Raw genomic sequence first — 19,936 nt, 5'->3', positions numbered from 1 at the left:
GGAGATGCGGATGTCTCAGGACACCGAACCGAAGCGGGCAGTCGACGCGGAGGCATCTGCTGTCTCCATCGAGAAGACCCCGCAGACCGAAGCCCCCAAGTCCGAAGCCCCCGCGGCCAAGACCGTGCAGCTGAAGCTGTCCACGCTGGCCTTCGCGGCCGCCGCCGTGGTGCTGCTGGCCGCGCTGGTCACGACCACCACGCTGTGGCTGAACGCGCGCGGCGACGTCCGGGACGCCAAGGCCGGGAGCGTCGACGACAAGCACGCCGAGCAGGTCGCCACCGATTACGCCATGGGCGCGGCCAACCTGAACTACTCGGACTTCAATGCCTGGACCGCGCGCCTGAAGTCCAACACCACGCCGACGCTGGCCAATAAGTTCGACGCCACCTCTTCGAAGCTCCAGGAGATCCTGGTCCCGCTCAAGTGGACGTCGAGCCCGACCCTGCTCAGCTCGCAGGTGATCGGCCGCGATAACGGCGTCTACAAGGTGAACGTGTACCTGAATGTCACCTCCACCAACGCCCAGAACCCCGACGGCGTGCTGACCACCATCTACTACACGGTGAATGTCGACCCGAAGAGCGATTGGAAGGTCACCGACGTGGGCGGCATCGACCTCCCGCTGCCCAAGCAGTAGATCGCCGCTACGCGGACGCCTGCAATGTCTTCGCGATCGAGGAGTTCGCGAAAGTACTGGTCCCGCAGTCGACTTCGGTGTAGTCCGGGTGCGAGCCGCGCGCGGTGGGTATGATCGCGCGCGCTTGCTTCACCACCTGGAGGACACGTGCCCGCGAACCCCACCGCCGCCGAACTGCTGGCGACCGTCGAAGCCTCACCGCGGGCGGTGGGCGTGCACGACCGCGCCGCCTGGGTCGGCCTCTTCGCCGAGAACGGCAGCGTGGAGGACCCGGTGGGTTCGCGCCCGCATATCGGACGCGCGGCCATCGAGCGCTTCTACGACACCTTCATCGCGCCGAACGGCATCGCTTTCGACGTGACCAATGACGTGGTGTGCGGCATGACGGTCTTCCGGGATCTGACCATTGCCACCACCATGGGTTCGAACGACCCGGCGACCGGCGTCACCCTGCACGTGCCCATGCACCTGCGCTACGACCTGGCCGAGTCGGACGGTGTGCTGAAAATCCGTGCGCTGCGGGCGCATTGGGAACTGCCCGGCATGATCGCGCAGCTGATGGGGTCCGGCGTGCAGGGCTTGGTGGCGGGCGCGAAGCTGGGCCCGCAGCTGATCGCCAATCAAGGCGTCGGCGGCGCAATCGGTTTCATGCGCGGCATGCGCAGTGTCGGCGCGAACGGTAAGCAGGCCGCCGGGCGGCTGCTGGATGCGGTGGGCCGCAGCGAGATCGGGAATGTGCGTGCCGATCTGGCCCCGGTGCCGCGCCTGGACTGGGCGACCGACGGCGCTATGTCGCTGGAGGACTTCATCACCCGCGCCAAGGGACTGCGCTGGACCAAGCTCATCGCGGCGGGTCGCACGGTGACCGCCACGGTGGAGACGCGCGACGGCCGTGGCATTGCCGAGCTGGACTTCACCGATCGCGGTGCGCGGATCGAGGCCGTGCGGATCTTCGTGCCCCCGAGCTAATCCCGCGCGCCCGACAGCCCGGCCAGGGGATTGGTGTGGCTGAACGTACTACCCCCGGCCGTGCCGACCACCTTGCCGTGCACGCTGATCAGCCACTTCCCGCAGACGCACCGCAGATATTGCGGGCGGTTCGAGGAGACGGACGTGGGGGAGGGCCAAGCGCAGGAAGGGCATTCGGCGATCATCGGCCCATCCTGCGCGCGTAGGACGAATCTCGCATCAGCGACACGCGGCAACCCGCAAACTCTTTGCGACATTGGTCTGGTTCGTTCGGTCTCGAGTTGCCAATCGGCTCAAGCGAACTCGTGGCACTTCAGATGAGCGGCCCTCAGTTCGCCGGGGCGCGGCCCTTGCGCACCGCGGTCGGCGTGGCATCCCACCAGCGTTTGCAGCAGCGGGTGAACACGGACTGTTCGGACAGTCCGATCAGCGAGGCCACCTGGCTCATGGGCATATCGGTGGTGGTGAGATAGCGCCGCGCCTCGGTCCGGCGCACCTCGTCCAGGAGCTCCGCGAAGGTGGTGCCCTCGGCTGCCAGCCGTCGTTGCAGGGTGCGCGGGTGAATGGTGAGCAGCCGTGCGACAGTGCCGATTTCGGGTGACGCCGTCCCGAGCACATTCTGCAAGGCGATGCGCACCTGCGGAGTGACGGCCCGCGCCGCACCGCCGGAGAGCTCGGCCAGGAACGCCAGCGCCAGTCGGTGCAGATTCTCGTCGCCGCCGGACAGTGGCCGGTTCGGCAGGGTGGCAGGCACCCGGAGCAGTGCGGCCGGTCGCATGATTCGCACTGGGGCACCGAAGAATTCCTCGTACAACTGGATCGGCGCGGCGGGCCGGTAAGGCAGTTCCACCGAGCGCAGGCCATAGCGTTCGTCGGCCAGGCGCTGAATCATGTGGTGTACGAACGCCAGTCCGAGATCGGTGCCCTGGACCGAGGTGGGCATCCCCGGCGGGGCGTCGATATAGCGGAGCGCGATAACGCCGCGATCCCCGTACGGGTCCGGCACGGCGGTCACGCTGAGCGAGCGGGCATGCACGAACAGATAGCGGGAGGTGCACTCCAGCACCTCGGCGAGGGTGGCCGCATTGCGGATGGCGAGGGCGAGCGGCCCGAGCATGTCCAGTTCCTGCCGATGCGAAATGCGCAATCCCAGATCCGGGCAGTTCAGCCGGTGCGCGGCGAGTTCCAGCACCGCACCCACGGCCTGATCGGGAACCAGCAGATCGTCGGTATCGAGTGCGGCGATGGGCAGCCCGCAGGCGGTCACGAGCTCTTCCGCATCGCCGCCCAGCTCGGCGACGGTGGCGCGGAATCCGCGCAGTCCGGCGGACCTGATTACCGACATGTCGTCCAGAATCAAATACTTGTCGCGCAGAGTCAAGAAGTGTAGTGACGACCGCAACAGACTGGAGGTCATGAGCGCCGCGACCTCCCTCCCTGTCGAGCACCTCGATGTCGTGATCGTCGGAGCCGGGCTCTCCGGCATCGGCGCGGCCTATCGACTGCAGACCGAGCAACCCGGCCGCAGCTACGCCATTCTGGAATCGCGCGCGGTGCTCGGCGGCACCTGGGACCTGTTCCGCTATCCCGGCATTCGCTCGGACAGCGATATGTTCACCCTCGGCTATCCGTTCAAGCCGTGGCGCGACGCCAAATCCATTGCGGACGGGCCGTCCATCCTGCGCTACATCACCGAGACGGCCGCCGAGAACGGCATCGACAAGCACATCCGCTACGGCACCAAGGTCGTCGGCGCGGAATGGGACAGTGCGGAATCGCACTGGACGCTGACCCTGGAGGTACGCACCGCCGGGGTCGACGGCGCGGCCGACAGCGTCGAACAGCGCACGCTCACTTGCGGATTCCTGTACTCGTGCTCCGGCTACTACAACTACGACCACGGCCACGAACCCGAATTCCCGGGCATCGAGGACTTCACCGGGCAGGTCGTGCACCCGCAATTCTGGCCCGAGGACCTGGATTACGCCGGTAAGCGCGTGGTCGTCATCGGCAGCGGCGCGACGGCGGTCACCCTGGTCCCGGCCATGGCCGAACAGGCCGGACTGGTGACCATGCTGCAGCGCAGCCCCACGTGGATCTCCGCCGTCCCCGGCCGCGACAAGATCGCCGACAAGATTCGTGAACTGCTGCCGCCGGAGCTGGCGCATCGCGTGGTCCGCACCAAGAACATTCTCTTCAATGTCGGCTTCTACCAGTACTGCCGTCGTCGCCCCGAGGCCGCCCGCAAGATGCTCACCGGGCTCACCACGCGAATCCTGAAGGACGAGAAGCTCGTCGAAGAGCACTTCACGCCGTCCTACAACCCGTGGGATCAGCGCCTGTGCGCGGTGCCGGACGCCGACTTCTTCAAGGCCATGCGCAAGGGCAAGGCCGAGGTTGTCACCGACCGCATCGAAAGCTTTGTGCCCGAGGGCATCCGGCTGGAATCCGGCAAAGTCCTGGAGGCCGATATCGTCATCACCGCCACCGGGCTGCAACTGCTCGCCTTCGGCGGCATCACGCTCCAAGTGGACGGGAAGCCGGTCGATCTGGCCGAACAGTTCGTCTGGCAGGGCACCATGATCACCGGTGTGCCCAATTTCGCGGTGTGCATCGGCTACACCAATGCCTCCTGGACGCTACGCGCCGACCTCAGCTCGCGGCTGGTCTGCCGCGTGCTCGGCTACATGGATCGCAATGGGTACAAGGCGGTTGTGCCGCAGCCGGACCGAGCGCTGAACGAGCGGCCGCTGCTGGATCTGGCCTCCGGGTATGTGCAGCGGTCCATCTCCGCCTTCCCTCGCCAGGGGGATAAGCATCCGTGGCAGGTGCGGCAGAACTATCTGATCGACTCCGCGACGACGCTGCGCACGGATCTGCGGAAGACCCTGCGCCCGGTCTCGACGGCCAAGGTGTTGCAGCCGGTTCGCTGAGTCGCTGCACTCGGGTAGCCATGGCAGCATCGGGGGCATGAGTTTGTCGCGCACGACGGTGGCGGCCGTGGCCGTCGCGGTTCTCGGATCCGTGTTCTGGCAGGTCCCCGCTGTCGCGGCACCGCCCGCCGCCGTCAACGCCCCGCAGGATCTGTGGACCATTCCCACCGCGCCCGCCGAGTCGGCGACGCTGATCGTGGCCTACAGCTTCGGCAATCGCATTCCGGCGGGCGTGGATCCGGCCACCACCATCGGTGAACCGGGACCGGTGAACGCGGACCTCGCGGCCACCGTCATGGCCGCGCGCGGCGATCGGAACACTCCGGTGTACGCGCAGACCGAGATCGCCGAGGTGCTGAAGTCGCGCTACGGCCTGACCGATGTGATCGTCATCGATCCCGAGCGGCAGCCGGACGGCACCCTCGTCTACCTCTCGACCGATGGCGTGGCGGCCAAGGTGGCCGAACTGCGCGGTGCGGCGGTGTCCACCGATGCCGTGGCCGTGGTGGCGTTCCGGGATCACCTGTGGCGGGCCACGGCCACCACCGCCAAGCACGGTTTCAATGCCTTTGCGCCGCAGGGGCTGCCGATGCCCGATACGTACGATCCACTGTCGGGCCAGGCGTGGACCACCAGCCCGTTCCTGTATCTGCCCACCGATTTCGCCGGGCGGCTGGCGCTCCTGAAGTAGCCGACACGCCGGTGTCGGCCGTGCGAGGCTGCGAGAGGCCGGGTCCGCTCACCCTCGTGCGTGCCATGCTGCGGCAATGAGATTCGACGGTGGCTTCCTGCTGCCCGCACCGGAGTCGGAACCACCGCTCGGCCCATGCCGTCGGGCACGGGCCGTGCCTACCCGTCCGCAGTCCGTTCCGGCGCACAATCGCCCGCCACGGAAATCGGCCTCCGGGCGCTCCGGAAGTGCTGGGCTGCAACGGGTATTACGGTCTTCGCATGCTGCGAAAACGCGCACTTCCGGCGAACCCGGCACGACCGCGCGGCAATTCGCCGGAGCGGCCCTGCGCGCGGCCCTGGAGGTGCTCGACGGGCGCAGATCGGCGAAACAGCTGTGCCACTTCGCCGATCCGGCGGTGATCGCCGCGCTGCATACTCTGGCGTGCGCGGGCGCGCCGGGCCGTGAGCTCGGCGGCGCGACGCTCACCAGGGTCGATGTGATGATGTCGGAGTCCCGGGTCGGGGAAGTATGCGCGGCTTACGACCGGGGAACGCGGCATTTCGCACTCGCCGCCCGTATTGTGCGCGGTCGTTCGGGGTGGCGGTTGACCGCATTCCGGGTGTGCTGAAGACCGTCCGGTCTCTGCGGTAATAGCGAAATAGTCTGATCTCGCCGAATTCAATTCGCGCCTGGTTTGAAACCTAACTCTTCTGGCATTAGCATTTCGGCGAATAGCGGCACTCACACGTGGAAGGGCAGTCCATGGCAAAGAAAGTCACCGTAACTCTGGTGGACGACTACGACGGCGAATCGAAGGCCGACGAAACCGTCTTTTTCTCGATCGACGGCAACGAATACGAGATCGACCTGTCGATCAAGAACGCCGGCAAGCTGCGGGAGTCGCTGGAGCCGTGGACCGACAAGGCCCGCAAGGTGGGTCGTTCCAAGCGCAAGGTGACGGCGGCCGGCGGCCGTACGCGCCCGGCCGTGGATCGGGAAGAGAGCACCGCCATCCGCGAATGGGCGCGTGCACAGGGGCACCAGGTTTCCTCGCGCGGCCGTATCCCGGCCGAGATCGTCGAGGCTTACCAGCGGGCGAAGTAAAAACGGACGGCAAATCCCGTCCACGGTGAAATTCGACTGGAGCCGGTGACCCTTGGTCACCGGCTCCAGTCATATCCGGATCCGCTATTTTCTGGCTAAGCAGCTCTGAGCAGCGTGTTTCCGGTGTCGGGCAACTCCGTCCGGATTCTTTCCAGCAGTTCCCCGGCCCGTTCGCGATGGATCGCGGCCGCTTCGGAATCGCCGAGCGCCTCGGCCAGATCGGCCAGCACCGTGTCCATCGGGCCGAACTCGGTCATGCCGGTTTCGACGCCGATGACCGTGCCGGTGTACGGGGACAGAAATTCGTATAACTCACGAATCGCCTCGATATCGCCGAGTTCGAGGGCCGTCCGCGCCCGCACCGCGGACATGAGCACCGGATACATCACGTTGTGCGCCCGGCCCGCCTGCTCGTACACCTTGCGGCCGCCTTCCCGGTCGCCCGCGTGCAGCAGTGCCAGCGCGTGCGCCTGCGACAAGGTGCTGGGCAGGACCGGGGTGGTGTCGCCGAGCCGGTCGGCCAGCCCCGAGAGGTCCCCGCGCGCCCACCCGACCGCCACCGCGCAGAACAGCTGAGCCTCACGCACGTTCGCGATCCCCGCCCGGGTGATCCGCTTTCCGAACTGTTCATACAGCCGCTCGGCCAGATCCACATCGCCACGCAGTAGCTCCATGGTGGCCCCGAAGCAGCTCACCATGTCCAGTAACGGCTGCAACTGCCCCTCGTCCGCGCACTCCACCGCATGCGCCGCCCGCCGCGCCGCCTCCCGCAGATCGGCATGCGCCACCGCCGCCCGATACCCCAGATAGTGCGCCAGCGCCTCATACTCCGCGAGCCCCGCCTCCATGGCCACCCCCTCCAATTCCCCGGTGAGCGCCCAGAACTCGTCCCCATAATCAAACTCCAGATAAGCCACCGCATTCAGCGCCGCACAGATCGACTCGGCATCCCCACTCGCTCGAGCCACCCCCAACGCCCGCCGAGCCATCCCCTGCCCCTCCGCATACCCATCCAGCCCGGTCTCGAAGGTCGCGGTAACAAGCAACCGCACCAACATCTCCGGCGACCGCCCCTCGGTCCACAAGTCCTCTTCGTCGCCGGTGCCGTAGCGGGCTAGGGCGCGGGAGAGGGCTTGGCGGATGCGGTGATCGGGTTCTCGCCATTCGCGGATGGGCCAGATCACGGGGGCTCGCCAGCAGGTGAGGGCCTGGGCTATGAGGGTTTCGTCGGCTAGTTGTTCGGCCAGATCGAGGGCGAGGGTGCGGGCGTCGCGGGCCTCGCGGTGGCGGTTGGCGTAGGCGAGGGCGCCGACCAGGGCGCAGCGGGTGTCGAGGAGGGCGATGCGGTCGGTTCGGTCGGCGTGGGGGGCATCGTGTCCGGCGAGCTCGTGCAGGTCCATGGCGGCGCGCAGCAGGCGGACGGTTTCACCGCGCATGTGGCGGTTCATGCGGCGGCAGGCTGCGGCGCGCACGTATCCGAGCGCCGCCCTGGCGGTTTCGGCGCTCGCGCCCAGCATGGCGTGGCGGGCCAGTACGTCCGGGTCGCGGGCCAGGGCGGGGTAGGAGTCGGCGTGCGAGGTGAGCAGTTCCAGTGCGGCCCAGTGCATTCGGCCGCGGCGCAGGACCGGGATGCCGAGGTAGACGGCGTCGCGGATGAGGGCGTGCTCGAAGGAGACGCGGCCCGCGCGGCCGGTGCTCACCAGTCCGGCGACCTCGGCGGCGGCGATCAGGTCGATGAGGGTGTTCTCGGCCATGCCGGAGGCCAGGGCGAGGATGCCGAGTTCACTGCCCGCGCCCCAGATCGAAATATGTTGTAGCACTTCGGTGACGCCCGCGGGCAGCTGCGCTATCCGATCGTCGATGAGCTCCCGGATCGAGTCCGGCACCTCGTCCAGATTCCCCTGTGTGGCAGTGAGTTTCGCCAGCTCCCGAACGAACAGCGGGTTGCCGCCGGTGCGTTCGTGTAGCCGGGCCAGTAGCTCGTCACTCAGCGGCAGGCCCGCCTCCAGTGCGACCTGCCGGGTGCCCGCCAGGTCGAGGCCGTGTAATTCCATCCAGGACGCGGTGTACTGGGCGAGCGCGGCCGCGGTGTTGTGCGCGCCGGGCCCCGCCTCGGACCGCCGCGCCGTGACCAGAATGAGCACCGGTTCCTCGCGCAACCAGTTCGTCACCTGTCGCAGCACCTGCAAGGTGGCCGCGTCCGCGCGGTGCACATCCTCCAGCAGCAGCGCGACGGGTTCGGAAGTGGTTGCGCGCCTACATCGTTCGGTGACGGTGCGCGAGATGCTGAACGCATCGCCGGAATGCAGTGCCGCGCCGGTCGCGGCGACGGTGTCCAGGTCGGCGAGGATCTCCGACCAGCCCCAGGCCGGTGGCGCGCCGTCGATCTCGGGGCAGCTGCCGGTCGCCACCGTCCATCCGCTCGCCGCCAGCCCGGACAGCGCGGCCTCGGCCAGCGTGGACTTGCCGATGCCCGCCTCGCCCGCCACCCAGACCAGTCGCAAGCTCCCGCCGCGCGCCGCGTCGGCAAGGGTGAGCAGTTGGGACAGTTCGGCGATATAGCCGGTGGCGGTCGGTGTTTCGGTGATCATCGGCCCGGAGCCGGACAGGACTACGGACCGGTCGTCGATCGCGGGCTCCAGCGGTGTCGTCGCCCCACCGGCCGTCGCCAGTTCCGCCGAGTGATTGAGGATGGCGGTTTCCAGTTGCCGCAGCGCCGGTCCCGGATCGATGCCGAATTCGTAGCTGAGGAATTCACGGGACCGCCGAATTGTGGTGAGCGCCTCCAATTGCTGTCCCAGTTGGTATTGCGCGAGCGCCAGTAGCCGGACGATGCCCTCGCGCCCCGGATGGTCCTCGAACTGCTGCCGGAGTTCGAGCACGACTTGGCCGGAACACCCCAGTTCGAGTTTGGTGTGGGCGTCGAGTTCGACGGCGGTGAGATAGAGGTCGGTGAGCCGATCGGCCTCGGCATGTGCCCAATCGGTCTCGGTGAAGGCCTCCAGCGCGGGCCCGTGCCATTGGGTCATGGCGGTCTCCAGCAGGATTCGGCGCTGGGCGGGATCGGGCCGAGTTTCCGGATTGCCGACAAGTTCCTGATAGCTGCGCAGCTGTTCTTCGAAATGCCAGGCATCGACGGCGTTCTCGGCCATCTTCAGCGCATATCCGGACGATTCGGACACGATGTACCGTGAGGGCGCGCGCCGCGGGCGATCCGGTTCGAAGAGCCGCCGCAGATTGTGGATATGCACCTGCAAGACCGCAATGGCCTTGGCTGGGGGCTGCCCCGCCCAGAGGTCGTCGATCATCCGCTCGACGCTGACGACCTGGCCTCGGGCCACGATGAGGCGGCCGAGCACGGCCCGCTGCATGGGTGTTCCGAATACGGCTTCGCGTCCGGCGACCGACAGGCGCAGGGGCCCGAGCACCCTCAGCTCAGCTCCCGACATCTGCCCTCCTCGTCGTCCATTTGCCCTGGAAAGCAAACTGGACGTTCGCCGCAAGAAGAGCACTATCCCTCAAAAAGTTCGATATGCCAAAAGGTTGCTGAACAGTTGTCGAATAGTTATCGCCGAGCTGGAACCGCCTACAAACCGCGTGGTACGCAATCGGCTTCACATAGCTGAACGTGTGCCGGACTCGGGCAACTCCGCCAGAAGTGAACCGGAAGAGCGATACCGGATACTTTCGAGTGGAAGCAACCTGAGGAAGGGGTTGATAGGTATGGTGCAGAATTTCCCCAGGGGATTCGGAGAAACCGGAATCGAGCCCGCGAAGGACGGATTCTACGTCGACCGCGATGGCGATATCTGGGAGAAGCAAGGCCACGGCTGGCGTCTACTCCTGCAACGCGGCGTAGCCGTCGACCCCATGTCCCTCTGGGATTGGACCGAGGGCCACGTCCGCGACTACGCCCCCTTCGCACCGGTCATCGGCGCAAGCCACTGAAGCGATAGTCCCGCCCCCTATTCCGGGTTCAGTGCGCCATTGAGGTGGTCGTAAGCCACCTAGGCTGATCATCGCGGGCTGGCTTCTTTCGCGAATCTGGATTAACTTTTTGGAATGGAAGATCGCATCGCGGCACCGCTGCCGCTCGGTGACCTGCTGGTTGAGGGCCCGTTCCCGCCGCATCACGGCGGTTGCTTCGGCTGCGGCCCGTCGAATCCCGCCTCACCGCGGATTGTGTTCGAGCGGCGCGGAGATGCCGTGCGCGGCACATTCACCATGGATGAGCGGCATCAGGGAGCGCCGGGCGTGGCGCACGGCGGCATTATCGCGGCGGCCCTGGACGAGGCCTCGGGTGCGGTCCTCATGCCACTGCGACTGCCCGCGGTGACAGTCAAACTGGACGTCAGCTTTTCGTCCCCGGCCCGACTGCATCAGGAACTGATCGTCACTTCCGTGCTCAGTGCCCGTGCGGGCCGCAAGCTCTTCATCGACACCGAGCTGACCGATGGCGATACCGTCATCGCCACCGGCCGGGCCATCTTCGTGGAGGTCGCGCCCGAGCACTTCCAGCGCTACGGCGCGACCCCGGGCGAACTCTCCAGCGTCGGAGCCTGAGTCAGCTCAGGCGGCGGATATCGCCGCGCACGCGGTAGAAGCCGCCGCGCGCCGATTCGGCCACCGCGTCGACCACGTAGCGCGCGCCCGCCTGGCGAATATCTCTGGGGAACTGCACATTCCAGCCGCGCTGGTAGCCGGGGGAGACCACGTGCACGCGCAGGTTCGTGCCGTCCTGCACGCATTCGACCACAATGCCATTACCGGCGTCGGCGACCACTTCCACTGTGGTGCTGGGGATTACGGCAGAGATCTCTGGTGCTTCACCGAAACCGTCTGCGGCAGCACGCCTTGCTCCGCATCGCGGATGGCGCCCTCGCTCACATCAAGGCAGGCCAGTTTGCCGCTGGTGGTGACCAAGTACAGCTTCTCGTCGTGATACTGCATGGAGTACGCGGACCCGCATCCGGTGCCCAGCTTCCACAGCCGCTGTCCGGCCGAGTCGAAGCAGTAGACCGACGAGTGATTGTCACCGGCGAAGACATAGCGGCCGTCCGGTGAAGTGGCGCAGGAGAATACGGCCGCATCGCAGCGGTAGGCGCGATCGGCCTGCCCGTCCTTGGCCACCATGCGCACCTCGCGGGTGCTGGTGCCCGCGTACACGGCGTCGGACTCCTGCCAGCCGAACAGCACCGGCCCGCCGGTGCGCGAGTGCCACTGGTGATTACCGCTGACCAGGTCGTATTTGGTGACGCCGTCGGAGTGGCCGTGGTAGACGCCATCGCGGTCGATGCGCACCATCCACCCGGCATTGCCGGTGCTGCGGCGCGTCCACAGCGACTCTTCCTCATGGTCGATGACGGTGAGCCCGCCCTCGCGGTCGGAGACGCCGAGGATGCCGTCGTGAATATCGAGCCAGTAGATATCGACATTGGCGGCGATATCGTAGGCGGCACGCGGCACCTTGCCGGACAGGTCGTAGACCCGGCCGTCATCACATCCGGCGTAGATCCAGAAGTCGTCGGCCACAATGCATTTCACCGCATCCGGGAGCCGGAATCGCCCGGTCACCTCGCCGCCGGGCGTCAGCGTTTCCGACAGCTCCAGATAAGTGGTAACCGCGTCGCTCATGCGCCCTGCTCCGTGCTTCCGTCAACCAGTTTGTGCCGCGAAAGCTAGCAATGCCCACCGACATTCGGTGTTCGTGCGCAGGTCGGACAATGAAAAACCCCGGCCTCGCGCGGCCGGGGTTCGGGTGGTTCAGGTGGCTACAGGAACACCTGCGCGGCGAGCCCCGCGAGGATGCCGCCGACGAGGGGGCCGAGGACCGGCACCCAGGCGTAGCTCCAGTCGGCGTTCTTGCGCTGCGGCTGCAGATGCGCGCCCGGGCTCTCGTCGATGACGCGCTGCGCGGAACCGCCCGCGCTCACATCGGCCGGAATCCGTTCCGGCACAACAGTGGCCGAGTGCCGGGTCGGAAGCAGCGCATAAGCGATACGCGGCCCCAGGTCGCGGGCGGGGTTGATGGCGTAACCGGTCGGACCGCCGAGGGATGCGCCGATGCCGACGACCAGCAGCGCCGCCGCCAGCGGGCCGAGGCCGCTCGGGGTGTGCCCGAAGGCGAGGATCACGTAGACCAGCGCGAAGGTGGCGATCACCTCGGTGACGAAGTTCCACGAGTACGAGCGAATGGCCGGGCCGGTCGCGAAGATGCCGAGCTTCTTGCCTTCGTCGGGTTCCGCGTCGAAGTGCTGCTTGTACGCGAGGTAGGCCACGCACGCGCCCAGGAATGCGCCGACGAGCTGTCCGCTCAGATAGGCGAGGGTATTGGCGAAGTTGACAGCGATGCCGGGAGCGTATTCGTCAGCCCCGCTGACGAGTGTGCCGATGGTGACGGCCGGATTCAAATGTCCGCCGGTCTTGTACGCCGCGTACACGCCAGCGAATACGCCGAATCCCCAACCGAAGGTGATGAGCAACCAGCCACCGTCGAAGCCTTTGGATTTTGTCAGCAATACATTGGCGACCACACCCGCACCCAGCAGGATGAGTATCCCGGTGCCTAGCGCCTCACTGACGAATATCGAGCTGAAGTCCATTGATGCGCCTCCTGGTGGGCGGTCGCTGCCACTCTGAGCGAATTCTGTGTCATTCAACTCAGCTAATCTCTGGGAAACACGCTAAGGGGTATAAGCGCGCGACACAAGTCCGCCGCCCCGGATATCTGTGTGATCTGGAAACAGCAGCGTCGCGCCGGAAATGCTTCCGGCGCGACGCATCTCGTGTTTTTGAATTGACTCAGTGTATTTTGGATATGACTCAGCGCCACGCCGGAATTCGATTCCGGCGCGGCGCTGAGCGAACTATCGGATCAGACGACCGCCGCGACCAGACGCGCCGCATTGGCGGCCTCGTCGTCGAAGGCCTCGTTCGCGGCCAGTTCGGCGTGCACGCGGTCGTAGTAGCGGTTGATCTCGTCATTGGTGCGGTCGGCGTCCCAGCCCAGGTGCGGGGCCATGAGGCGGGCGATCTCCGGGGCCGCCTTCAGACCGCGATCCGGCACCTCGATGGAGATGCGGGTGCGGCGGGTCAGCACGTCGTCGAGGTGCAGCGCGCCCTCGTGGGTGGCGGCGTACACGGCCTCGGCGGCAATGTAGTCCTCCGCGCCCGGAATCGGTTCGCGCAGTGCGGGAACCGCGGCGATGAGGTCGAAGAGGTTCTCCGACAGCGAGCCGTAGCGGTGCAGCAGGTGCTCGACGGTTTCGACCGGCAGTTCGGCACGGGCCGCTACGCTCTCGATATCGGCCAGCATGTCCTGGTAGCCGACCGCGCCGAGGATCGGCAGGTTCTCGGTGACCGACTGCGCGACATCGCTGCCCAGGCGCTCGGCGGCGGCATCGACGACATCGCTGGCCATGACGCGGTAGGTGGTGTACTTGCCACCCGCGATGACGAACAGGCCCGGTGCGGGCTCGGCGACCGCGTGCTCACGCGACAGCTTGGAGGTCTGCTTGTTCGCGCCGGTCATGAGCGGACGCAGGCCCGCGTAGGTGCCGACGATATCGGCGCGGGTAAGCGGTTCGCGCAGAAGCGAATTCACGTGGTCGAGGATGTACTGCACGTCGGCCGCGCTGGCGGTCGGGTGGTTCTTGTCCAGCGACCAGTCGGTGTCGGTGGTGCCGATGATCCAGTGCTCGGCCCACGGGATCACGAAGAGCACGGACTTCTCGGTGCGCATGATCAGTCCGGTGTTCATGTTCAGGCGCTCACGCGGAACCATGATGTGCACGCCCTTGGACATGCGGACATGGAACGGGAAGTCCATGCCGGTCATCTTGATCATGTCGTCGGTCCACACGCCGGTCGCGCTGATCACGGTGCGGGCCCGGATGCTGTGCTCCAGACCGGTTTCCAGGTCCACGACCTTCGCGCCGACGACCTTCTCGCCGTCGCGCAGCAGGCCGATGACCTTGGTGCGGGTGAGCACGGTCGCGCCGTGCTGGGCCGCGGTGCGGGCCAGCATCATGGTGTGGCGGGCATCGTCGACCTGGGCGTCGTAGTAGCGGATCGCGCCGGTCATGGCGTCGTCCTTGAGCGCGGGGGCCAGATCCAGTGCGCTGGTGCGGGTCAGGTGCCGGTGCATGGGCACGGCGCGCGCACCGCCGAGGGTGTCGTACAAGGCGACGCCCGCGCCGATGTAGGCGCGCTCCCAGACACGGTGCTGGAGCGGGAACAGGAACGAGACGGGGTGCACCAGGTGTGGGGCCAGCTTGTTGAGCAGCAGGCCGCGTTCCTTCAAAGCCTCACGAACCAGGGCGAAGTCGAGCTGCTCCAGGTAGCGCAGGCCACCGTGGATGAGTTTGGAGGAACGGCTCGAGGTACCGGCCGCGAAGTCGCGGGCCTCGACCAGGGCGACGGACAGGCCGCGCGAGGCGGCGTCCAACGCGGCACCGGCGCCGGTCACTCCACCGCCGATGACGAGGACGTCGATCTCGGTGTCGCCGAGCGAATCGATTGCCCGGGTGCGGTAGGCGGGATCCAGTTGTGCGGACACGAAATGCTCCTTGTTATCAGGGTTTTGAGTCTTTTCGGGCAACCCGGGGTCAGTCATCGATGTCGACCCAGTCGAGGGTGCGCGAGACGGCCTTGAGCCAGCGGGCGTAGCCGCGTTCGCGCTGCTCGTCGGTCCAGGTGGGCTGCCAGCGTTTGTCCTCGTGCCAGTTGGCGACGAGTTCGTCGGTGTTGTTCCAGAAGCCGACCGCGAGCCCGGCCGCGTAAGCCGCACCGAGAGCGGTGGTTTCGGCGACCACCGGTCGCGAGACCGGGACGCCGAGGAAGTCGGACTGGATCTGCATCGCCAGTTCATTGGCGGTGACGCCGCCGTCCACTCGCAGCGTCGCCAGCTTCACGCCGGAGTCGCGTTCCATGGCCTCGACCACGTCGCGGGTCTGGTAACAGATGGATTCCAGTGTGGCCCTGGCCAAGTGGGCATTATTGCTGTAGCGGGACAGGCCGAGCACCGCGCCGCGCGCATCGGGCCGCCAGTACGGGGCGAACAAGCCCGAGAAGGCGGGCACGAAGTAGACGCCGCCGGTATCGGAGACCTGGCGGGCCAGATTCTCGATCTGCGATGCGCCGGAGATGATTCCGAGCTGATCGCGCAGCCACTGCACGGCCGAACCGGTGACGGCGATGGAGCCTTCCAGGGCGTACACCGGCTTCTCGTCGCCGAACTGGTAGGCGACGGTGGTCAGCAGGCCGTGCTTGGAGTGCACAATCTCTGTACCGGTATTCAGCATCAGGAAATTCCCTGTGCCGTAAGTGTTTTTGGCCTCACCGGGCTGGAAGCACACCTGGCCGACGGTGGCGGCCTGCTGATCGCCCAGCACACCGGCGATCTTGACCGAGCCCTTGAACGGGCCGTCGGGGTTGGTGGTGCCGAAGCCCGCCGGGTTCGCGGACGGCGCGATGGTGGGGAGCATGGCGCGCGGAACACCGAAGACGGCGAGGAGTTCCTCGTCCCAGTCCAGGGTTTCGAGGTCCATGAGCATGGTGCGCGAGGCATTGGTCGGATCGGTGATGTGGATACCGCCGCGGACGCCGCCGGTGAGGTTCCAGATCAGCCAGCTATCGGAGGTGCCGAAGAGGGCATCGCCGTTCTCGGCGTCTTCACGCACGCCGGGCACATTGTCGAGGATCCACTTGAGCTTGCCGCCGGAGAAGTACGGCGCGGGCGGCAGTCCGGCCTTGCTGCGGATGAGGTCGGCGTGGCCCGCCTTCTCGAGGTCCGCGATGATGCGGTCGGTGCGGGTGTCCTGCCAGACGATGGCGTTGTAATAGGGGCGTCCGGTCTTGCGGTTCCACACGATGGTGGTCTCACGCTGATTGGTGACGCCGACCGCGGCGAGATCGGCCGCGGTCAGATTGGCTCCCGCCAGAGCGCTCTTGATGACGGTGCGACTGCGTTCCCAAATTTCATCGGGATTGTGTTCCACCCAGCCGGCCTGCGGCATGATCTGCTCGTGTTCGAGCTGATGCCGGGCAACTACATTGCCGCCGTGGTCGAACACCATGAATCGCGTGGAGGTCGTGCCTTGGTCGATGGCTCCGACATACTGCGTCATCGCGGTCCTTTCGGGAAACTCGTCATTGAGTCCATTTGCCCTGGTGAGGCCGGTCGACGCCGGGCCCGACGTCAACGCTACGAAGAGATGACGATGGGGGCGAGGGTTGCCGTTCGACAATGCCGAACGGTTTGCTGGTAGATTTCTGGTATGCCGGGTTCGATTCAGTCGATCGAGCGTGCGGCGGCCATGCTCCGGCTGCTCGCGCGCGGGAACGGGCGCATGGGCGTGGGGGAGATCGCTGCGGCGCTCGGGCTGGCCAAGCCCACCGCGCACGGCATTCTGCGGACCTTGCAAGGGGTCGGATTCGTTGAGCAGGACTCGGTGAGTGGCAAGTATCAGCTGGGGTCCGCATTGCAGGAACTCGGCGCGGGATACCTGGATGCCAATGAATTGCGGTCACGTGCCATCAACCGTGCGGACACGCTTGCGGCCCGCAGTGGCGAATCGGTGCGGATCGCCGCGCCGGTGAACGGGGGAGTGGAGGTCGTGCACCACGTCTTCCGGCCGGACAACACCGAACAGGCTTTGGCCGTGGGTGAGATGCTCCCGGCGCATGCCACCGCGCTGGGGAAGGTGCTGCTGGCCTATGACTCCGAGTTGTCGGCCGCCCTGCGCGAGCGGGAGCTGCCCGCGCTCACCCATCGCACGATTGTCGACAAGCCCGCGTTGGGTCGGGCACTGACCGAGGTGCGCCGGACCGGGTGGGCCGGGGATGTGGGGGAGTACGTCTCCGGCGAGGCGAGCATTGCCGCGCCCATCCGGGCGCGCGGCGGGCTGGTGGTCGGGGCGATCGGCATCAATGGCCCGGTGGATCGACTCTGTGACGGACAGTTGCGATTCCGGCCCGTGCTCATCGGGCAGGTTCGCGATGCGGCCCGGGCAGTATCGCGGGATCTCGGTGGCGCACAATGAGTTTCACGCAGGACGGGAGCAGGCTCGGATGACGCAACGCTATGTGCTGGCCATCGACCAGGGCACCACCTCCACCCGCTGCATTCTGTTCGATCAGCGCGCGCGGCTGGCGGGGGTGTCGCAGCGCGAACACCGGCAGCACTATCCGCGGCCAGGCTGGGTGGAGCAGGACGCGCTGGAGATCTGGCGCAATGTCGAACGCATTGTTCCTGCGGCACTGCGTGATTCGGGCATCACTGTCGATCAAGTCGCGGCGGTGGGCATCGCCAATCAGCGTGAGACCACGGTGGTGTGGGATGCGCGCACCGGGACGCCGATCGGGCGCGCCATCGTCTGGCAGGACGTGCGCACCGAAGGGCTCGTGCAGCAGCTGCGGGAATCCCTTGACGCGGAACGCATTCGGGAATTGTGCGGCCTGCCGCTGGCCACCTACTTCGCCGCGCCCAGGCTGCGCTGGCTGCTCGACAATGTGCCCGGGCTGCGGGAGCGCGCCGAGCGGGGTGACGTGCTGTTCGGGACCATGGAGACCTGGCTGATCTGGAATCTCACCGGCGGCGCGGATCACGGCGAGCACGTCACCGATGTGACGAATGCCGGTCGGACACTGCTGATGAACCTGGCCACGCTGGCGTGGGATGACGAGCTGCTGCGGCTGTTCGATATTCCGAAGGCCATGCTGCCGCGCATCGAACCGTCCACCGGATCATTCGGCACCGCGAGGCGGGTCGTTCCGGGAGTGCGGATCGCGGCGGCGCTGGGCGACCAGCATGCGGCGCTGTTCGGGCAGACCTGCTTCGCGCCCGGTGAGACCGAATGTACCTATGGCACAGGCGGGTTCCTGCTCATGAACACGGGCCGCGAGCTGGTGCGGTCGAAGCATGGTCTGCTCACCACCATCGGCTATCAGGTCGGGCCGGATCCGGTCTACGCGCTGGAGGGGCCGATCGCGGTCACCGGCTCGCTGGTGCAGTGGCTGCGCGACAATATCGGGCTCATCGCGAGCGCGCCGGAGATCGAAACCCTAGCGGGCACAGTCGAAGACAATGGCGGTTGCTATCTGGTCCCCGCCTTCTCCGGTCTTTACGCTCCGCATTGGCGCAGTGATGCTCGCGGCTTGCTGATCGGACTGACCTCGTATGTCACCAAGGGGCACATCGCGAGAGCCGTTCTGGAAGCCACGGCCTGGCAGACCCGGGACGTGGTCGAAGCCATGAACGCGGACTCGGGGCTGCATGCTTCGGCGCTGCGGGTGGCGGGCGGCATGACCTCGGACAACCTGCTCATGCAGATAATCGCCGATGTCCTGGATATCCCCGTCATGCGCCCGATCGTCGCCGAAACCGTCTCCCTCGGCGCGGCATACGCGGCCGGGCTGGCCGTCGGCTACTGGCCGGATCTGGAAGGCCTGCGCCACAACTGGCGGGTTGCCGCACAGTGGCTGCCGCGCATGGATCCGGTTCTGCGCGAGGACGAGTACGACAACTGGAAACGGGCTGTGGAGCTTACCTTCGGTTGGCTGCGCCACAAGAAGCCCTTGACCTAACGTGGCAGGCATGCGTTTGTACGTGGGATGCGCCATGTGGACTCACCCCCAGTGGCAGGAAAAGCCCCTACCCCCGGCAGAACGCCTCCGCTCCTACGCCTCCTGGTGCAATGCGGTCGAAGGCAACACCACCTTCTACGCCACTCCCCACCGCCGCACCGTCGAATCGTGGGCCCGCCAAACCGATCCGGACTTCCGCTTCGTCATGAAGCTTCCCCGCACGGTCACCCACGACCGCCGCCTCACCGGCATCGACAACGAAATGAACGCCTTCCTCGACGCCATAGAACCCTTGGGTCGCCGTCTCCACGCCCTCTGGATCCAACTCCCCCCATCCTTCACCGACCTGGCGGCCCTCACCCACCTCCTCGAAAACCTCCCACCCCACTACCGGGCGGCAGTAGAAGTCCGCCACCCCGTCTTCTTCGAAAACCCCCGAGCCACAGCCCAACTCGAAGCAGTCCTCGAAGCAGCCGACGCCGAATGGATCCCCTTCGACACCACAGTCCTCTTCTCGGCCCCACCCACCAGCCAAGCCGAATACGAAGCAGGCTCCAAAAAACCCCGCCTCCCCCGCCGCACCCGAGCCCTGACCGAATACCCAATCGTCCGCTACCACGGCCGAGACGACCCCAAAACCACAATCGCAGGCTGGCAACCCTGGCTCGACACAGTCGAATCCTGGCTCCGAGAAGGCCGTTCCCCCACCGTCTTCATCCACACCCCCGACAACGCCTCCTCCCGAACCCTCGCCCGCCACTTCCACGCCGAACTCCGCGACCGCCTCCCAGCTCTGGACCCCCTCCCAGACCCCATCCCCACCGACCCAATGACGTTGTTCTGACCTCCACCCTCTGACGGCTCGGCCTTCGGCCATCGCTGTCATTAACCGCACCGGTCAAAACCAGCGTCTCGGCCGCTCGTGTCCCAAGCGCACGGCAGTACGGATATAGCGTGGTCGCCTCGCCTGCCGTACCCGACGTTGGCTCCCCCGTTGGGAGCCGCCCTCTCTCGTCCCAGCCTGGCTGGATG

At 66.6% G+C, this 19,936-nt stretch carries 19 protein-coding genes; 11 read left to right on the top strand and 8 right to left on the bottom strand.

What is annotated here, in order from left to right:
* The first annotated feature begins 10 nt into the window (after window positions 1–10).
* Together AB0N05_RS36650 and AB0N05_RS36645 are read left to right on the top strand one after the other, a co-directional pair.
* The gene (locus AB0N05_RS36650) at window positions 11–640 is read left to right on the top strand and encodes a hypothetical protein (protein ID WP_364703063.1); all 630 of its coding nucleotides are present in this window, start codon (window positions 11–13) and stop codon (window positions 638–640) included.
* 147 nt (window positions 641–787) lie between these two features.
* Window positions 788–1,609, top strand: a complete 822-nt coding sequence (locus AB0N05_RS36645) for a nuclear transport factor 2 family protein (RefSeq protein ID WP_364703061.1) — start codon at window positions 788–790, stop codon at window positions 1,607–1,609.
* Here AB0N05_RS36645 and AB0N05_RS36640 read toward each other — a convergent pair.
* The gene (locus tag AB0N05_RS36640) at window positions 1,606–1,794 is read right to left on the bottom strand and encodes a hypothetical protein (RefSeq protein WP_364703058.1); all 189 of its coding nucleotides are present in this window, start codon (window positions 1,792–1,794) and stop codon (window positions 1,606–1,608) included. The two genes, AB0N05_RS36645 and AB0N05_RS36640, sit on opposite strands and share 4 nt — an antisense overlap.
* Before the next feature lie 143 nt (window positions 1,795–1,937).
* The gene (locus AB0N05_RS36635; RefSeq protein ID WP_364703056.1) at window positions 1,938–3,026 is read right to left on the bottom strand and encodes an AraC family transcriptional regulator; all 1,089 of its coding nucleotides are present in this window, start codon (window positions 3,024–3,026) and stop codon (window positions 1,938–1,940) included.
* On the opposite strand from AB0N05_RS36635, the gene AB0N05_RS36630 reads away from it, so the two are divergent.
* From AB0N05_RS36630 to AB0N05_RS36615, 4 genes are all read left to right on the top strand, one after another.
* Complete coding sequence (locus AB0N05_RS36630) at window positions 3,025–4,542, top strand: NAD(P)/FAD-dependent oxidoreductase (protein ID WP_364703053.1); 1,518 nt, start codon at window positions 3,025–3,027, stop codon at window positions 4,540–4,542. The two genes, AB0N05_RS36635 and AB0N05_RS36630, sit on opposite strands and share 2 nt — an antisense overlap.
* A 37-nt stretch (window positions 4,543–4,579) precedes the next feature.
* Window positions 4,580–5,233: a hypothetical protein gene (locus AB0N05_RS36625; protein WP_364703050.1), complete on the top strand. Its 654-nt coding sequence runs from the start codon at window positions 4,580–4,582 to the stop codon at window positions 5,231–5,233.
* 76 nt (window positions 5,234–5,309) lie between these two features.
* Window positions 5,310–5,843, top strand: a complete 534-nt coding sequence (locus tag AB0N05_RS36620; protein ID WP_364703047.1) for an Rv3235 family protein — start codon at window positions 5,310–5,312, stop codon at window positions 5,841–5,843.
* Between the two features lie 134 nt (window positions 5,844–5,977).
* Window positions 5,978–6,319, top strand: a complete 342-nt coding sequence (locus AB0N05_RS36615) for an Lsr2 family protein (RefSeq protein WP_364703044.1) — start codon at window positions 5,978–5,980, stop codon at window positions 6,317–6,319.
* 95 nt (window positions 6,320–6,414) lie between these two features.
* Here AB0N05_RS36615 and AB0N05_RS36610 read toward each other — a convergent pair whose 3' ends face one another.
* Complete coding sequence (locus AB0N05_RS36610) at window positions 6,415–9,768, bottom strand: BTAD domain-containing putative transcriptional regulator (RefSeq protein WP_364703041.1); 3,354 nt, start codon at window positions 9,766–9,768, stop codon at window positions 6,415–6,417.
* Window positions 9,769–10,042: 274 nt separating this feature from the next.
* On the opposite strand from AB0N05_RS36610, the gene AB0N05_RS36605 reads away from it, so the two are divergent.
* Window positions 10,043–10,267 carry a hypothetical protein gene (locus AB0N05_RS36605; RefSeq protein ID WP_364703038.1) on the top strand — a complete coding sequence of 75 codons (225 nt, stop codon included), beginning with the start codon at window positions 10,043–10,045 and terminating at the stop codon, window positions 10,265–10,267.
* A 114-nt stretch (window positions 10,268–10,381) separates the two neighbouring features.
* A complete protein-coding gene (locus AB0N05_RS36600) occupies window positions 10,382–10,882 on the top strand; it encodes a PaaI family thioesterase (RefSeq protein WP_364703035.1) in 501 nt (166 codons plus the stop codon).
* A gap of 1 nt (window position 10,883) precedes the next feature.
* Here the strand turns inward: AB0N05_RS36600 and AB0N05_RS36595 are convergent, their stop codons facing one another.
* From AB0N05_RS36595 to glpK (AB0N05_RS36575), 5 genes are all read right to left on the bottom strand, one after another.
* On the bottom strand, window positions 10,884–11,108 hold the full coding sequence (locus AB0N05_RS36595) for a hypothetical protein (RefSeq protein WP_364703032.1): 225 nt from the start codon (window positions 11,106–11,108) through the stop codon (window positions 10,884–10,886).
* A gap of 14 nt (window positions 11,109–11,122) precedes the next feature.
* Window positions 11,123–11,953, bottom strand: a complete 831-nt coding sequence (locus AB0N05_RS36590) for a PQQ-binding-like beta-propeller repeat protein (RefSeq protein WP_364703030.1) — start codon at window positions 11,951–11,953, stop codon at window positions 11,123–11,125.
* 137 nt (window positions 11,954–12,090) lie between these two features.
* On the bottom strand, window positions 12,091–12,921 hold the full coding sequence (locus AB0N05_RS36585) for an MIP/aquaporin family protein (RefSeq protein WP_364703028.1): 831 nt from the start codon (window positions 12,919–12,921) through the stop codon (window positions 12,091–12,093).
* A 272-nt stretch (window positions 12,922–13,193) separates the two neighbouring features.
* Window positions 13,194–14,876 (bottom strand): glycerol-3-phosphate dehydrogenase, encoded by a 1,683-nt coding sequence (gene glpD / locus AB0N05_RS36580; protein ID WP_364703025.1) that lies wholly within the window; start codon window positions 14,874–14,876, stop codon window positions 13,194–13,196.
* A gap of 49 nt (window positions 14,877–14,925) precedes the next feature.
* Entirely contained in the window at window positions 14,926–16,446 is a 1,521-nt protein-coding gene (gene glpK, locus AB0N05_RS36575) for a glycerol kinase GlpK (RefSeq protein ID WP_364703022.1), read from the bottom strand.
* A 150-nt stretch (window positions 16,447–16,596) separates the two neighbouring features.
* Here glpK (AB0N05_RS36575) and AB0N05_RS36570 point away from each other — a divergent pair, with 150 nt between their 5' ends.
* Genes AB0N05_RS36570 through AB0N05_RS36560 form a run of 3 tightly spaced genes read left to right on the top strand, consistent with a single transcriptional unit; the run spans window position 16,597 to window position 19,748 of the window.
* Window positions 16,597–17,361 (top strand): IclR family transcriptional regulator, encoded by a 765-nt coding sequence (locus AB0N05_RS36570; RefSeq protein ID WP_364703020.1) that lies wholly within the window; start codon window positions 16,597–16,599, stop codon window positions 17,359–17,361.
* 28 nt (window positions 17,362–17,389) lie between these two features.
* Window positions 17,390–18,904, top strand: a complete 1,515-nt coding sequence (gene glpK, locus AB0N05_RS36565; RefSeq protein WP_364703018.1) for a glycerol kinase GlpK — start codon at window positions 17,390–17,392, stop codon at window positions 18,902–18,904.
* Between the two features lie 10 nt (window positions 18,905–18,914).
* Window positions 18,915–19,748: a DUF72 domain-containing protein gene (locus AB0N05_RS36560; protein WP_364703015.1), complete on the top strand. Its 834-nt coding sequence runs from the start codon at window positions 18,915–18,917 to the stop codon at window positions 19,746–19,748.
* Window positions 19,749–19,936: the final 188 nt, after the last annotated feature.

Origin of the sequence: Nocardia sp. NPDC051030, from assembly GCF_040683015.1 — a bacterium.
Lineage (GTDB): Bacteria > Actinomycetota > Actinomycetes > Mycobacteriales > Mycobacteriaceae > Nocardia.
Note: the sequence above shows the minus strand (reverse complement) of the source record. Positions and strands in the feature narration are given on the sequence as shown.